Origin of the sequence: Streptomyces sp. NBC_00286 (assembly GCF_036173125.1) — a bacterium.
Taxonomy (GTDB): domain Bacteria; phylum Actinomycetota; class Actinomycetes; order Streptomycetales; family Streptomycetaceae; genus Streptomyces.
The window spans coordinates 6,289,569-6,304,759 of record NZ_CP108054.1 but is presented as its reverse complement, the minus strand read 5'-3'; the positions used below and the strand labels follow the sequence as shown (position 1 = coordinate 6,304,759).

Genomic DNA, 15,191 nt, shown 5'->3' with positions numbered 1-15,191 from the left:
GCCGATCTCGGCTGGGGGTCCGGGAGCCCGCGGCGGAGCCGCTGATGTCACAGCCCCCGGATAGACACAGCATGGAGAAGCTCGGCGACCTGGGCGCGAAGGTCGAACTGCCGGGCAAGGCACTCGGCTAGCAGTTCCCGAGCTCCGTACGTACGACACAAGTGGGGCGGCCACCCGGTCCGGGTGGCCGCCCCACTTGTGTCGTATCCGCGACTCTGGCTGGCCTTACTGGCCCTTCGCGGCTTCCTTCAGCTTGCTTCCAGCGGAGACCTTCACGCTGTAGCCGGCCGGGATCTGGATCGGGTCGCCGGTCTGCGGGTTGCGCGCGGTGCGAGCGGCACGGTGGGTGCGCTCGAAGGTCAGGAAGCCGGGGATGGTGACCTTCTCGTCGCCCTTGGCGACGATCTCGCCGACGGTCTCGGCGAACGCGGCCAGAACGGCGTCGGCGTCCTTGCGGGTCACCTCGGCGCGGTCGGCCAGCGCGGCCACCAGCTCACTGCGGTTCATGTTGTTACTCCCGTGTTCTTCTTGCCGTTGAGGCGTGCCACGCGGCGGAGCCGCATGATGAGCACCAGCGGAGCCGATGCTGCCAGGGTCCTCGGTCGGTCCCCGGACCCGGGTCCATAGCCAGACCCTCGCGCCCAGAGACGCATCCTGCCCCCACCTGCGGCGGGAAAGCCAATCCGGCACCCCTGGGAGTCACACGAAAAGCGCCACACCCTCGAATAGGTGACGCTCCGTCTGCTCCCGGCAGCAGATCGCAGGGCCTGCAAGGCCTGAGCCTGGCCGACACCCTAGGGGCGGCCAGGGACACCATGTCCCACGACGCGCCGTATCCGGGCCGCCGTGGCGACCATCACAGCGTACGACGCGGCCGGTCAGACCGTGCCGGCCGGGGCGGCGTCAGGCCGGCGCGCTGCCCGCGGCCGCCACGCCCGCCGCCTTCGCCGCGTTGCGCACCGCGCCCGCGACCGCGCCCGCGACCTTGTCGTTGAAGACGCTCGGGATGATGTAGTTCGCGTTCAGCTCGTCCTCGGTCACCACGTCCGCGAGGGCGGTCGCGGCGGCCAGCATCATCTCCGTGTTGACCGTGCGGGACTGGGCGTCCAGGAGGCCGCGGAAGACGCCGGGGAAGACCAGCACGTTGTTGATCTGGTTCGGGAAGTCGGAGCGGCCCGTGGCCACGACCGCCGCCGTCTGGCGGGCGATCGCCGGTTCGACCTCGGGGTCCGGGTTCGCGAGCGCGAACACGATCGCGCCCTCGGCCATCGCCGCCACGTCGTCGCCGTCCAGCACATTGGGCGCCGATACGCCGATGAACACGTCAGATCCGCGCACGGCTTCCTTCAACGTGCCCGTGACGCCTTCGGGGTTGGTGTTGTCGGCGATCCATCGCAGCGGCGAATCGGGGGCTGCCTGCCTCAGGTCCTCGCGGCCCGCGTGTACGACACCGTGGATGTCGGCGACGACGGCGTGCTTGACGCCCGCCGCGATCAGCAGCTTGAGGATGGCCGTACCGGCCGCGCCCGCGCCGGACATGACGACGCGGATGTCGCCGATCGCCTTGCCCGCGACGCGCAGCGCGTTCGTCAGGGCGGCGAGTACGACGATGGCGGTGCCGTGCTGGTCGTCGTGGAAGACCGGGATGTCGAGGGCCTCGCGCAGGCGGGCCTCGATCTCGAAGCAGCGCGGAGCCGAGATGTCCTCGAGGTTGATCCCGGCGAAGCCCGGGGCGATGGCCTTGACGATCTCGACGATCGCGTCCGTGTCCTGGGTGTCCAGGCACAGCGGCCAGGCGTCGATGCCGGCGAAGCGCTTGAAGAGGGCCGCCTTGCCCTCCATGACGGGCAGGGCCGCCTTGGGCCCGATGTTGCCGAGGCCGAGCACGGCCGAACCGTCCGTGACGACCGCGACCGAGTTGCGCTTGATGGTGAGGCGGCGGGCGTCCTCAGGGTTCTCGGCGATGGCCATGCAGACGCGGGCCACACCCGGCGTGTAGATCATCGAGAGGTCGTCACGGTTGCGGATGGGATGTTTGGACGCCATCTCGATCTTGCCGCCGAGGTGCATCAGGAACGTACGGTCGGAGACCTTGCCGAGCGTGATGCCCTCGATGCCGCGCAGCTTCTCGACGATCTCGTCGGCGTGCGAGGTCGACGTGGCCGCGATGGTGACGTCGATACGGAGCTTCTCGTGGCCGGACGCCGTGACGTCGAGGCCGGTCACCGAGCCTCCGGAGGACTCTACGGCCGAGGTGAGGTGCGAGACGGCGGTTCCGCTCGCGGGCACCTCGAGCCGGACCGTCATCGAGTAGGAGACGCTGGGCGCCGTTGCCATGGCCGACTTCCTCTGCTTTCACCGTGTTCGCTGTGTCGCGTGTATGCCGTCCGATCGTCGCACCTACCGCGGAGTACACGGTAGCCACCCTGGGTTGCGAACGTTTTGTTCGCGCAGGTGGCACGGGGTGCCAGGGAGATTCCGGCGCACTTGGGACACAGAGAAGGGGTCCACGTCACTAGGTGACGTGGACCCCTTCTCGGACAGACAATGGCACCGACCCGCCATGCTCGCCTCGCGGCAAGTGGTCGCTCGAAGCGACGAAGGTTGGGCCCGGGGGCTTGGATCGGGTCGGTGCCTCATCCACCGTAACAAAGGATCCCCGCAAGGCAATTCCCGTCCCGCGAGTTGATTTCCGGGCCGGGAGTTCATCTCCGGGCGAAGGAAGGCACCCCGGAGACACCCCTGAGTCTGGGAGGTCAGTCGCGCAGGAGGTCGGGGACTCCGTTCGCGTCGGGCTCGTCGCGGTCCTGGGAGACGACGGTGAGCTGCTGGGTGGCGCGGGTCAGGGCGACGTACAGCACGCGCAGTCCGGCCGGGGACTCGTCGGCGATCTCCGCGGGCGAGACGACGACGGTCGCGTCGTACTCGAGGCCCTTGGCCTCCAGGCTCCCGAGGGCCACGACGCGGTCGCCGAGCCCGGCGAGCCAGCGGGCGGCTTCCGCGCGCCGGTTCATCGCGACGACTACGCCGACCGTGCCGTCGACCCGGTCGAGCAGCCGCGCGGCCTCCTCCCGGACGGTCCGGGCGAGCCCGTCCCGTAGGACGCTGAAGCGCGGCTCCACGCCCGTCGAGCGCACCGCCGACGGGGACGTCGAGCCGGGCATGGCCAGCGCAAGTACGCGTGCGGCGAGTTCGGCGATCTCGGCCGGGTTGCGGTAGTTGACCGTGAGCTCGAAGCGGCGGCGCGGGCGGGTGCCGAGGGCCTCGTCGCGGGCTTCGGCGGCCTCGTCCGGGTCCGACCACGAGGACTGGGCGGGGTCGCCTACGACCGTCCAGGTGGCGTGCCGGCCACGGCGGCCGATCATGCGCCACTGCATGGGGGTGAGGTCCTGTGCCTCGTCGACGATGACGTGCGCGTACTCGGTACGTTCCTGAGCCAGCCGTTCGGCGCGCTCGCGCTGTGACTCCTCGCGGACCGGCATCAGCTCCTCCAGGCCGGTGAGCTGGTCCAGCGGGTCCGCCTCGCGCTTCTTGCGGGGGCGGGCCGGTGTGCCGAGGATCGCCTGGAGCTCGTCGAGCATCGCCACATCGTGTACGGAGAGCCCGTCGCGCCCCAGGGAGCGGGCGACGCGGCGAACCTCGCCGGGGTTGAGGATCCGCCGGGCCCACCGCCCGAGCCGCTTCTCGTCGGCCATCGCGGCCAGTACGGCGCGCGGGGTCAGCTCGGGCCACCAGGCGTCCAGGAACGCGATGAAGTCGTCCTCCGAGCTGACGTCCTCGTCGAACGACGACCGAAGCTCGGCGGCCAGCTCCGGGTCGGTGTGCCGGGATCCGGCGCCGGAGCGCTCCCACAGGGCGTCGAGCAGCAGCTTGCGGGCGCGGGGCCGCAACAGGTTCACGGGCGCGGTGCCGGACAGAGCCGTACGCCGGATGCGGTCGAGGTCCTCGGCCTCCAGCTCGAGGCGGCGCCCGAAGGCGACGACGCGGAGGCGGGAGGTGGAGACGGCGGGGGCCTGCGGCCCGTCGTCCCCGAAGTCACGATCGCCGAAGTCACGGTCGCCGAGGTCGCCGTCGCCGAAGTCGCGATCGCCGGAGTCGTCGCCGAAAGCAAGCTGTTCCGCGCGCCCGTGGCCGCGCGCCCGCGAGGCTGCGCCGCTGTCACCGTTGCCGTTCCGCGCGGAGCGCGAGGACGCGTCGCCGCGCCTGCCGCCCGCGCGCCCGGCCCTGCCCACCTCGTCGGCCGCCTCCAGCGCCCCCCGCGCCGCCTTCCGCAGCACCTTCAGCATCCGGTACGAGCCCTTGGCGCGGGCCACCGCCGGAGAGTCGTACAGCGTGGCCTCCGCGCCGTCGACGAGGGAGCCGACCGCGCGGATGGCGACCTGCCCCTCCTCGCCGAGGGACGGCAGGACGCCCTCGGTGTACGCGACGAGCAGCGGGGTCGGCGAGACGATCAGGATGCCGCCCGCGTACCGCCGCCGGTCCTGGTACAGCAGGTAGGCGGCCCGGTGCAGCGCGACGGCCGTCTTGCCGGTGCCCGGGCCGCCCTCCACGTACGTCACCGAGGCGGCGGGCGCCCGGATGACCTGGTCCTGCTCGGCCTGGATGGAGGCGACGATGTCCCGCATGGTGTGGCTGCGGGCCTGGCCGAGCGCGGCCATCAGGGCGCCGTCGCCGACGACGGGCAGCTCGTGCCCGTCGAGGGAGGCGGTCAGTTCGGGCCGCATCAGGTCGTCCTCGACGCCGAGTACGCGACGGCCCTTGGAGCGGATGACCCGGCGGCGTACGACCCGCCCCGGATCGACCGGCGTCGAGCGGTAGAAGGGCGCGGCGGCCGGCGCCCGCCAGTCGATGACCAGCGGGGAGTAGTCCGCGTCGAGAACGCCGATCCGCCCGATGTGCAGCGTTTCCGCGATGTCGGCGGTGTTGTCGGACCGTATGGCGCCCTCGGCGGGCTCGACCGCCGTGTACGCCCCGTCGGGACCCTTCTTGCCGTCCTTGCCGGCCAGCAGGTCGATCCGCCCGAAGAGGAAGTCCTCGAACTCGTTGTTCAGGCGGTTCAGATGGATCCCCGCCCGGAACACCTGCGCGTCACGCTCGGCCAGCGCGCCCGGCGTGCCGACCTGACCGCGCTTGGCCGCGTCGTTCATCAGGAACTCCGCCTCGTGGATCTTCTCCTCGAGGCGCCGGTAGACCCGGTCCAGGTGTTCCTGTTCGACCCCGATCTCCCGGTCCCGTACGGAGTCATGGGCGGATGTGCCGACCGGACCGAGCGCGGCTTCCTGCTGAACCTGAGCGGCCACCGGGCCCCCTTCTGACGTGCATGGCAGCCGTCAACCGTACGCGAAGGGGGACCCCGGAGGCTACGTGCGCGCTCGCGGTTCGTTCAGTTCCGTCAAGCGTCGACCTGGACGAGACGCGTGCCTTCGAACGTGACGACCTCGAAATGGTCGATCTCGTTCGGCGACATGGCCGCGCCGCCATGCACGTACAGCGGCTTCTGCGCCTTCTCGTTGGTGCTGTTCTCGATGCCGTAACCCCATTTGGGAACGGACCAGGAACTCACCGTCTCGCGGTCGCCGTTCTTGCCGACGGCGACGAGGGAGCACTTCTCCGGGCCCTTGAGGTTCTTGAGCTCCAGCACCGCGTGGGTGCCCCAGCCCTTGGTCTCCATGCCGACGGTTGCGCTGACCTTGGTGGTCGGGTCGGTGGCGGAGACCTTGTCCTTCATGTCGTTGAAGAAGGAGTCCTCGGCGGGGCTCGTGGAGTGCGGTGCCGCCGCCACGTTGTTGTTGCTGTCGCCGTCGCCGGTGACCCCGATCGCGGTGACCGGGCCGCCGATGATCAGCGCCGCTGCCGCCGCGACCATGTACATACCGCGCCGCCGCTTCTGAGCACGGCGTTCCGCGACCTCGTCGACCAGCCGGTTGACCAGGCGCGGGCTCGGCTTGGCGGACAGCGACTCACCGATGGCCGGGGTTCCCACGGAACCCGGCAGATCCGCGAGGGCGGCCAACATCGGCTCCATGCCGGCGAGCTCGTCCAGTTGCTGCGCGCACCAGTCGCAGGTCGCGAGGTGCGCCTCGAAGGCGGTGGCCTCGGCGTCGTCGAGGATGCCGAGGGCGTATGCGCCCACGGTCTCGTGCACATCACCCTGACCCTGCGAAGTTTGCATAGGTCCAGGAGTACCCGTTCCGTATCCCCCGTATGTACTCATGCCGTCACCCCACGCTCTTCCAGCGCCAGCTTCATCGAACGCAAGGCATAGAACACCCGGGAGCGCACGGTGCCGCTGGGTATGCCCAGCGTCTCGGCCGCCTCATTGACGGTACGTCCCTTGAAGTACGTCTCGACCAGGACCTCCCGGTGAGCAGGGGTCAGGTCGTCCAGCGCGTCCGACAGTGTCATCAGCCACAACGCCTTGTCGATCTCGTCCTCCGCGGGGATGACCTCCAGCGGCGACGGGTCCACCTCCTGAGGCCGGGCCTGCCGGCTGCGGTGGCCGTCGATGACGATGCGCCGGGCAACCGTCACCAGCCAGGGGCGTACCGAACCGGTAGCTCGGTTGAGCTGACCGGCGTTCTTCCAGGCGCGGATGAGGGTCTCCTGCACCACGTCCTCCGCGCGCTGCCGGTCCCCCGCGACCAGCCGCAGGACATAGGCGAGAAGGGGCCCCGCGTGTTCCCTGTACAGCGCACGCATCAGCTCCTCGTCGGGCTCCGAGGGCTGGGACATGCGATGTCGGGCCCTCGGCGGTCGTTCATCGGCCACGGCGGAATCCTTGCGCACGCCTACCTCCGGTGTCCGGGGGTTCCCCCGGTTCAGTCGCTCTCCACCGGGTACGCAGCCGGCCGCCACCCTGTTCAAGATGTGACCCAAGTTTCTTCAACCCTCAGGGACCACCCGGACATGGCGCCGCATTCCCGACACTAGGCCTTTACATTCCCGCCACACTGGCAAGATCGCACCGCTGCCCCGAGGACGACAGGAGGAAACGCGTTGTTGCCAATGTCACTCCAAGTCGAGGGGAACAAAGGGGACTTAGGGGACCGCGCAGATCGCGCTACGTCAGGAGCGCCCCGTAAGGGGCGCGGGGCTGTACCAATTTGCGGCTCCGCCGCGTGGGCGCGACAAGCCGCGACGGACCGGCTATCCCCCCTCTCCCTTGCGGCCGCGCCCCGTCAGGGGCGCGGGGAACTGCGCGCCAAGCCACAACGGCGCCGCACCCCGGGACGCAACCTGTCACCCCCTTATGGGGGCTCGGGGGCGCAACCCCCAGTCCCGGTCACCCACCCCGCTGTGGGGGCTCGGGGGCACAGCCCCCAGTCCCGGTCACCCACTCCGCTGTGGGGGCTCGGGGGCACAGCCCCCAGTCCCGGCCACCCACCCCGCTGTGGGGGCTCGGGGGCACAGCCCCCAGTCCCGGCCACCCACCCCGCTGTGGGGGCTCGGGGGCGCAACCCCCAGTCCCGGCCACCCACCCCGCTGTGGGGGCTCGGGGGCACAGCCCCCAGTCCCGGCCACCCACCCCGCTGTGGGGGCTCGGGGGCACAGCCCCCAGTCCCGGCCACCCACCCCGTCGCGGGGGCTCGGGGGCACAGCCCCCAGTCCGTCATCCGCAGCCCGATGTGAGGGCCTGGGGCGCAGCCCAAGTTCCGGCTACCCCCATCCCCCGTTGGGGGGCCTGGGGCGCAGCCCCCAGTTTCGGGAAGGGGCGGGGCTGGGGAAAAAAACCGTCACGCCCGAGCCAGCGCAGCGCGCCGCCGATGCCGAGCCACCCGCTCCCGGTTCCCACACGTCTCACTGGAACACCACCGACGCCGCCGCCCCCGCGACGTATCGAGGTACACGATGGGACAGCTGTCCCCCTCGCACTGCCGAATGCCCGCCCGGGCGACGGGGTCGGTCAGCAACTCCACCGCATCGCGGGCCACAGCAGCAAGGAGCGCGGCGCACGACGGGGCGCCATCGAGGGCCCGTACGAGAGAACCTGCGTCGTCCCACACCGCACGCGGAGCCGGCGGCGCCGCAGCCCGAGCAAGCTCATTGACGCGGGCCAGCGCGATGCCGAAGGCCCGGGACTCCCGCGAGGGCTCCGCGCGCACCAACTGTCCGATATGGCCGCGCAGTTCGCGAAAGCCCACCAGCCAGGAAGCGTCAGCCACCGCCAGCGACGTACCCGCCGGAACAAGCCCCGATCCACTGATCCAGGCCCGCAGCGGCTCGACCGAGTCGAACCGTTCTTCCGGATGCGTGGTCGCCAGCAGATCCAGACAGATCCGCCCGGAGTCGAACCGCAGCTCGTACGAGACCGTGGCCGCGACTGTGCCCAGTGCCATGTTCCTGTCACCGCCTTGGGGTTACCGCCATAGAGGGTCGGTGAGGGTCCGTACCCCTACAGTGCCTCCCCGCGAGCGCGGCCGGAACCCCACGCACCCGGTTGCACGACAACGCTCACGCATGCACAATGCATGCATGGTGGCTCTGCAGATCCGAGACGTGCCGGACGAAGTCCGCGACATACTGGCCGACCGCGCCCAGCAGCTGGGCCAGTCGCTCCAGGCGTATCTTCTGCGCCTCGTCACGGACGAGGCCGCGCGGGCGAACAACATCTCCCTGCTCCGCTCCTTCGAGAACCGCACTGACGGCACACGCGGCACGATGGCCGAGACCGTCGCGGAGATCGAAGCGGCGCGCGAGGAACGTATCCAGTGATCGTCGTGGACGCATCGGTGCTGACCATGGCTCTCACCGATGACGACATCGCGGGCAAGGCCGCCCGCTCCCGGCTCATGCGGGACAACCACTGGGCGGCACCGGAGCACCTCGTCGCGGAGACCTTCCACGCGATCCGCGGACGACGGATGGGCACGAAGATCACCCAGGAGCGCGCCGACGCGGCGGTGTCCGCCCTGGCGGCGGTCTCGTTGGAGACCATCGACGTGCAGCGATTGCTGCCTCGGATGTGGGAACTGCGTCAGAACGTGTCCGGCTACGACGCCGCCTACATCGCGGCGGCCGAGACGTTCTCCTGCCCTTTGGTCACCGGCGACGCGCGGCTCAGTCGCTGCAACGCCGCCCGGTGCACGATCGAGGTCATCGGCTGAAGCGAAGCCGAGGAAGCCTCACACGTCCGCGTACTTCGAGTCCGCCGCCGGATCAAGCGCAAGCCGATACCCCCGCTTGACCACCGTCTGGATCAACTTCGGCGCCCCCAGCGCCGTACGCAACCGAGCCATCGCCGTCTCCACGGCATGCTCATCCCGCCCAGCGCCCGGCAGCGCCCGCAGCAGCTCAGCCCGCGACACAACCCACCCCGGCCGCCGCGACAAGGCCCGCAACAGCGACATCCCGGCCGGCGGTACGGGCCGCAGCTCCCCGTCCACCAGCACCGCATGCCCGCGAATCTCCACCCGATGCCCCGAGATCGGCAACGTACGCGCCCGCGAAGGCAGTTCCTGACACAGCAGCTGTACGAGGGGGCCGAGCCGGAAGCGCTCCGGCTGGACGGTGTCGATGCCCCGCGCCTGCAACGGCAGCGCGGTGACCGGCCCGACGCAGGCCGCGAGTACGTCATGGTTAAGGGCGGCGAGCAGCTCGGGCAGCAGCCCGCGATCCTCGGCGCGCCCCAGCAGCGAGGCGGCCGCCGGCGCACTGGTGAAGGTCAGCGCGTCCAGCCCGCGACTGACCGTGGCGTCGAGCAACCGGTCGACAGGCGCGATGTCCTCCGGCGGCATCCACCGGTAGACGGGCACGCCCACGACCTCCGCGCCCGAGTCCCGCAACGCCTCGACAAAGCCGGGCAACGGCTCCCCGTGCAACTGGATCGCGATCCGCCGCCCGTCGACCCCTTCCTCCAGCAGCCGGTCGAGCACCTCGGCCATGGACTCGGAGGACGGGGACCACTCCTCGGTGAGCCCCTGGGCCCGTACCGCCCCTTTGACCTTGGGCCCGCGGGCGAGCAGTTCGACCCCGCGCAGCCGGTCGAGCAGGGCCTCGCCGAGCCCCCAGCCGTCGGCGGCCTCGATCCACCCCCGGAACCCGATCGCGGTGGTGGCGACCACGACGTCCGGCGCCTGGTCGATGAGTTCCTTGGTCGCCGCGAGCAGTTCGCTGTCGTCGGAGAGGGGCACGATGCGCAGGGCCGGGGCGTGCAGCACGGCGGCACCGCGCCGCTGGAGCAGGGCACCGAGTTCGTCGGCACGGCGGGCCGCCGTCACGCCGACGGTGAATCCCGCGAGGGGCCCGTGTTCGTGTCGGTCTGGTCGCTGCAGTTCGTCGTGCATCAGCTCTCGTCCCGATGTCGTTCCATCCCGCACCGGTCTGTCGTCCCGGTCGTACCCGCCGTACATCAGCGGTCGACCGAGCCTGTCAACGGCTCGTGACAGGCTCGGTTCCGCTTGATGTCGGTGGTGTTACGTCACACCTCCGCGTAGCTGAGCTGCGGCTTTGCCTCGGCGGCCGCCGTGGCCTCGCCCTTGGCGGCCGACGGGCGGCGAAGGTATACGGCCCAGGTGACCACGAAGCAGACCGCGTAGAAGGCGAGGAAGGCGACGAAGGCGCCGGTTCCGGTGCCCGCGGAGAGGAAGGACTGGCGGAAGGCGAGGTTGATGCCGAGCCCACCGAGCGCGCCCACGGCCCCGATGAGACCCATGGAGGCACCGGACAGGCGGCGCCCGTACGCGGCGGCCGCCTCACCATCCAGCCCCATGGCGACAGCCTTGGTCTGGAAGATGCCGGGGATCATCTTGTACGTCGAGCCGTTGCCGAGCCCGGTCAGGACGAACAGCGCGATGAACGCCACGCTGAACAGCGGCAGCGACTTCTCCATGGAGGCCGCGACGATGGCGCCGGTGGCCACCATCATGGCCGCGAAGTTCCAGAGGGTGATCTTCGCGCCGCCGAAACGGTCGGCGAGCCAGCCGCCCAGGGGCCGGATCAGCGAGCCCAGCAGCGGGCCGATGAAGGTGATCGAGGCCGCCTGCAGAGGCGTACGGCCGAACTGCGTCTGCAGCACGAGGCCGAACGCGAAGCTGTAGCCGATGAAGGAGCCGAAGGTGCCGATGTAGAGGAAGGACATGATCCAGGTGTGCGCGTCCTTGACGGCATCCTTGGCCGCGCCGGTGTCGTTCTTCACCGACGAGATGTTGTTCATGAAGACGGCGGCGCAGACGGCGGAGATGATGATGAACGGGATGTAGAGGCCCAGCAGCAGTCGCGGCCCGCCACTCGCCCCGATGACCGCGAGCCCGACCAGCTGCACCACCGGTACGCCGATGTTGCCGCCGCCCGCGTTGAGACCGAGCGCCCAGCCCTTCTTCCGCAGCGGGAAGAAGCTGTTGATGTTGGTCATGGAGGAGGCGAAGTTGCCACCGCCGATGCCCGCGAGCACCGCGCAGGCCATGAACGTGGAGTACGAGGTGCCCGGCTCCATCACGATGTACGCGGCGATGGTCGGGGCGAGCAGCGCACTCGCCGAGAAGATCGTCCAGTTGCGGCCGCCGAAGCGGGCGACGGCGAAGGTGTACGGCACGCGCACGATCGAGCCGACCAGGGTCCCCATGGCGACGAGGAAGAACTTGTCGGCGGGGGTGAGCCCGTACTCGGGGCCCATGAAGAGCACCATCACCGACCAGAGGGTCCAGATCGAGAACCCGATGTGTTCCGAGAGCACGGAGAACCAAAGGTTCCGCCGGGCGACCTTCTCGCCGGTCTCTTTCCAGAAGGTCTCGTCCTCCGGATCCCAGTGCTCGATCCAGCGACCTCCCCTGCTCGATGCGGGGGCTGTACTAGGGGCTGTCATGACGCCTCCACGGTTCTCCGGTGCTCAGGTGTGTCGTACGTGGGGATCCGTACGTGGGTGATGAGTCCCGAAGGTAGGGATGGCGCGTTTCCGGCCTGTGCCTGTGAGTGACCGCCCGGGAACTTTGCTCTCACGAGGCGGCGGGGGTGGCGGTGAGGTCGGGAAGGGAGGCGGGGCGGGTTCTGGGTGTCTTCGGGGGTTTTCGGGGTGCGTCGGGTGGGTTCGTACGGTGCTGAGTGCGTTACTGAGGGAGGGTACGTGGCTCGGGGGTGAACGCGTTCAGCAAGAGGAACGCCCCGCCTTGTGGGGCGGGGCGTCGGTCCAATGCTCGTCTGTTTAGTGCTGAGGGGGCTGGGGCTGGCCGTAGGGGTTGTTCGGCTGGGCGTAGGGCTGGGGCTGGGCGTAGGGGCCGGGGGCCGGCTGGCCGGGCTGACCCGGCTGAGCTGGCTGACCCGGTTGACCGCCGTACGGTCCGGGGGCGGGGGCTTGGGCCTGCGGAGCCGCGTACGGCTGCTGAGGTGCGTACGGCTGCTGAGGTGCGTAGGGCTGCTGAGGTGCGTAGGGCTGCTGTGGTGAGTAGGGCTGCTGTTGCGGCTGGTGGGGCTGATGGGGCCGCTGCTGGTAGGGGCCGGGGGCGGAGGGCTGACCGGCGGGCGGCTCACCGGCGAAGGGATTGCCCTGCCCCGGCAGCCCCTGCCCTTGCCCCTGCATCTGCGGCTGGCCGGCGAACGGATTCCCATGCCCCGGAAGCTGCGACCCCGGAGGCAGATACCGCACCCGCCCCGTCTCATCCGCAACGGGCGCGAACCCGGCGGCCTGCAACCGCGCCGCGAACTTGGCGTTCCGCTTCCGCGTGACGACGAACCCGACACCGAGGATCGCCACAAGAAGCACCCACGTCCCGATGACGAAGAACACCCCGTCCCCACTGGACCGCGCGACCCCGATGGCCATACCAACGGTGAGCCCGATGGCCCCGAACCCCATCCGCTTCTCGGCAACCTTGCCGGTGAGATCGAAGTTGATCCGAGCCTTGAGCAACTCCAGCGCATCAGGCACGAAGGGCGGCAGCGACTTCCCGTCCCCGGCTTGCGGATACTGGGCCCAGTTCTGCGCGGCGCGATTCTGAGCCTGCGGACTGGGATCGGGCACGATGAGCATCCTCAGGCCGTTGTTCCCGCCCTGCCGCACGTCGGCGTACTGATACCCGAACTGCTCCGCGATGAAGGCAAGCCGAGCCAGCTTCTTCACAGAAGCCATGGCGCTGCCGAGCTCAACGGCCTCCCCACCCGCCATAAGCCGAAACATCTTCTGCACCTGCCGCTGACTCACGCCAACCCTTCCCCGTACATAGCCAGATGACCACTGTTTGCACTCGGGACCCTATCGGGCACGGGAGTTGGGGCACAGGCTGCCGGGGGCTGGTACGGGCAGGCTGCCGGGCCTGCGCGGCAGGCTCCCGCACGACGGCTCCGCCAGCCGGAATCCAGCTAGCCTAAATTCACTACGGCTAGCGGGCGGCCGAGATCACACGGCCATCGACTGCTACATCCCGCCCCCTCCCACCTCAAACCACAGCAACTTCCCGGCCCCGCGCCCAAGCAGCCCGTCCCCGAGCGGCCACCCGCCCCACGTACTCGCGTACTCCCGCACCAGGAGCAGCCCGCGCCCACCTTCCGCATCCGCCGGGGCAGGCGGGACGCGATCGCCGGGAGGCTTGTCGAAGGGCGCGGGGATGTGCGAACTGCTGTCCCACACGCCGACTCGCAATCGCCCGTCGCCCAGCGCGGTCAGCCGCAGGGAGGCGGGCCCTTTGGTGTGCCGGTAGGCGTTGGTGACCAATTCGGACGTCAACAACTCGACTGGATCGAGGACTTCGGCCATGCCGTGTCCGTTGAGCGCGGCCCGCACGGTCATACGTGCGACGCGTGCAGCGCGAGGGTCATGGGGCAGACGAAGGGCGTACGACCAGGTGTTGGGCGGGGCTACGGTGACCATGGGTGCCTCCGAGAGGAAGAGGAGGGGGACTTGATCTCGCACAACTGCGACGCCGGGCGGTGTCATTGCCACGGGTGTGGTGCGCTTCCGGCTTATAGGCGGGGGCAGTTGGCGGTACGGTCTTAAGCTAGCGCGACCCTTTGAGATACATCTCCCGTAATCGCGATATTCATCACCGATTACCTCGTGTGGGGTACCCCAGCGCCGCGACGCGGCCCGGAAGGAGGCGTCTTGCCGCCCACCAGCAATCCGACTCTGCGCCAGAGGCGAATGGGCGCCGAGCTGCGCAAACTTCGCGAGCGAGCCGGCCTAACCGTCACCGGCGCCGCCGCACTGCTCAGCGTCAACCAGGGACGCGTCAGCATGATCGAGACCGGCCGCAGCTCCCTCAGCGCCGACCGCGTCCGCGCCCTGGCACGCTCGTACGACTGCGGGGACGATCAACTCGTCGACGCCATCGCCACGATGACCGGCCGACGGACCCGCGGCTGGTGGGAGGAGTACCGCGACACGCTCCCCTCCGACCTACTGGACCTGGCCGAACTGGAGCACCACGCGACCGCACTCCGCGTGGCCGTCACCATCCACATGCCCGGCCTGCTGCAGACCACTGAGCACGCCCGAGCGGTGATGCGCGAAGCGGTTCCGCCGCTACGGTCGTACGAGATCGAGCACCGCGTCTCGCACCGAGTGAAGCGCCAAGCCGTCCTCTTCGAGGGAACCCCGACCCCGTACACGGCCATCGTTCACGAGGCGGCGCTGCGTATGGGCTTCGGCGGCCCCGAGATCAGCCGAGGGCAACTCGGCTATCTACTGGAGATGAGCGAGCAACCCACAATCACCATCTTGGTAATCCCCTTCGGGGAAGCGGGATTCCCGGCCTCGGGCCAGCCCATCACCTGCGCCGCCGGCCCCGTGCCAGGACTCGACACGATCGTCCTGGACACAGACCACGGCTGCGAATTCCTCGACGCCGACGCACAGTTGGAGCGATACCGCTCGGTGCTGGACCGCATGGAGTCCCGGGCCCTCCCCGAGCCAAAGTCCCGAGACCTCATTCAGCGCATCGCAAAAGACCTCTGAGGAGCCCGCCATGCCCGAACTCACCTGGCAAAAGTCGTCGTACAGCGCCGAAGCAGCCAACTGCCTCTACATCGCCGCCACTTCCCCCGACACGATCCACCTCCGCGAAAGCGACGAACCCGAGGTCACCCTCATAACAACCAGTCCTCGCCTACGCAAACTGATACGAACCCTGAAGACCCAACCTTTGCCGCGCGCCACCTGAACGATTGATGCGATGAAGGAGCGGGAGGCCCCGCTCCTTCATCGCATCAATTCCCGACGGTCGAGACTCACGGCTGGCACTTGTCGGCCCCTCGCGTCGAGTTGA

Annotated in this window: 14 protein-coding genes; 4 read left to right on the top strand and 10 right to left on the bottom strand. The window is 69.7% G+C overall.

Annotated elements, in window-relative coordinates; all coding sequences use genetic code 11:
* Positions 1 to 225: 225 nt before the first annotated feature.
* The 6 genes from OHT21_RS29060 to OHT21_RS29035 all read right to left on the bottom strand — a co-directional run bounded on the left by OHT21_RS29060 (position 226) and on the right by OHT21_RS29035 (position 8,336).
* Positions 226 to 507: an HU family DNA-binding protein gene (locus OHT21_RS29060; RefSeq protein WP_054220032.1), complete on the bottom strand. Its 282-nt coding sequence runs from the start codon at positions 505 to 507 to the stop codon at positions 226 to 228.
* A 396-nt stretch (positions 508 to 903) separates the two neighbouring features.
* Positions 904 to 2,337, bottom strand: coding sequence for an NAD-dependent malic enzyme (locus tag OHT21_RS29055; RefSeq protein ID WP_328771239.1), 1,434 nt, complete (start codon positions 2,335 to 2,337; stop codon positions 904 to 906).
* A gap of 419 nt (positions 2,338 to 2,756) precedes the next feature.
* The gene (locus OHT21_RS29050; RefSeq protein ID WP_328771238.1) at positions 2,757 to 5,300 is read right to left on the bottom strand and encodes a HelD family protein; all 2,544 of its coding nucleotides are present in this window, start codon (positions 5,298 to 5,300) and stop codon (positions 2,757 to 2,759) included.
* A 92-nt stretch (positions 5,301 to 5,392) separates the two neighbouring features.
* The gene (locus tag OHT21_RS29045) at positions 5,393 to 6,172 is read right to left on the bottom strand and encodes a zf-HC2 domain-containing protein (RefSeq protein ID WP_328771237.1); all 780 of its coding nucleotides are present in this window, start codon (positions 6,170 to 6,172) and stop codon (positions 5,393 to 5,395) included.
* 38 nt (positions 6,173 to 6,210) lie between these two features.
* Entirely contained in the window at positions 6,211 to 6,732 is a 522-nt protein-coding gene (locus OHT21_RS29040; RefSeq protein WP_010039908.1) for a sigma-70 family RNA polymerase sigma factor, read from the bottom strand.
* Between the two features lie 1,001 nt (positions 6,733 to 7,733).
* Entirely contained in the window at positions 7,734 to 8,336 is a 603-nt protein-coding gene (locus OHT21_RS29035) for a CGNR zinc finger domain-containing protein (protein WP_328771236.1), read from the bottom strand.
* A 136-nt stretch (positions 8,337 to 8,472) separates the two neighbouring features.
* Here OHT21_RS29035 and OHT21_RS29030 point away from each other — a divergent pair, with 136 nt between their 5' ends.
* A complete protein-coding gene (locus tag OHT21_RS29030; RefSeq protein ID WP_328771235.1) occupies positions 8,473 to 8,712 on the top strand; it encodes a hypothetical protein in 240 nt (79 codons plus the stop codon).
* Complete coding sequence (locus OHT21_RS29025; protein ID WP_328771234.1) at positions 8,709 to 9,104, top strand: type II toxin-antitoxin system VapC family toxin; 396 nt, start codon at positions 8,709 to 8,711, stop codon at positions 9,102 to 9,104. The genes OHT21_RS29030 and OHT21_RS29025 overlap by 4 nt, the downstream gene beginning before the upstream one ends.
* 18 nt (positions 9,105 to 9,122) lie before the next feature.
* Here OHT21_RS29025 and OHT21_RS29020 read toward each other — a convergent pair whose 3' ends face one another.
* The 4 genes from OHT21_RS29020 to OHT21_RS29005 all read right to left on the bottom strand — a co-directional run bounded on the left by OHT21_RS29020 (position 9,123) and on the right by OHT21_RS29005 (position 13,798).
* A complete protein-coding gene (locus OHT21_RS29020) occupies positions 9,123 to 10,283 on the bottom strand; it encodes a uroporphyrinogen-III synthase (RefSeq protein WP_328771233.1) in 1,161 nt (386 codons plus the stop codon).
* Positions 10,284 to 10,417: 134 nt separating this feature from the next.
* Positions 10,418 to 11,800, bottom strand: a complete 1,383-nt coding sequence (locus tag OHT21_RS29015; RefSeq protein WP_328771232.1) for a nitrate/nitrite transporter — start codon at positions 11,798 to 11,800, stop codon at positions 10,418 to 10,420.
* 336 nt (positions 11,801 to 12,136) lie between these two features.
* Complete coding sequence (locus OHT21_RS29010; protein ID WP_328771231.1) at positions 12,137 to 13,132, bottom strand: hypothetical protein; 996 nt, start codon at positions 13,130 to 13,132, stop codon at positions 12,137 to 12,139.
* A gap of 213 nt (positions 13,133 to 13,345) precedes the next feature.
* Positions 13,346 to 13,798: an ATP-binding protein gene (locus OHT21_RS29005; RefSeq protein WP_328771230.1), complete on the bottom strand. Its 453-nt coding sequence runs from the start codon at positions 13,796 to 13,798 to the stop codon at positions 13,346 to 13,348.
* A 231-nt stretch (positions 13,799 to 14,029) separates the two neighbouring features.
* Between OHT21_RS29005 and OHT21_RS29000 the strand changes: the two genes are divergently transcribed.
* Both OHT21_RS29000 and OHT21_RS28995 read left to right on the top strand, forming a co-directional pair.
* Positions 14,030 to 14,881, top strand: coding sequence for a helix-turn-helix domain-containing protein (locus tag OHT21_RS29000; protein ID WP_328771229.1), 852 nt, complete (start codon positions 14,030 to 14,032; stop codon positions 14,879 to 14,881).
* 10 nt (positions 14,882 to 14,891) lie between these two features.
* Complete coding sequence (locus OHT21_RS28995; protein WP_328771228.1) at positions 14,892 to 15,086, top strand: DUF397 domain-containing protein; 195 nt, start codon at positions 14,892 to 14,894, stop codon at positions 15,084 to 15,086.
* Positions 15,087 to 15,191: the final 105 nt, after the last annotated feature.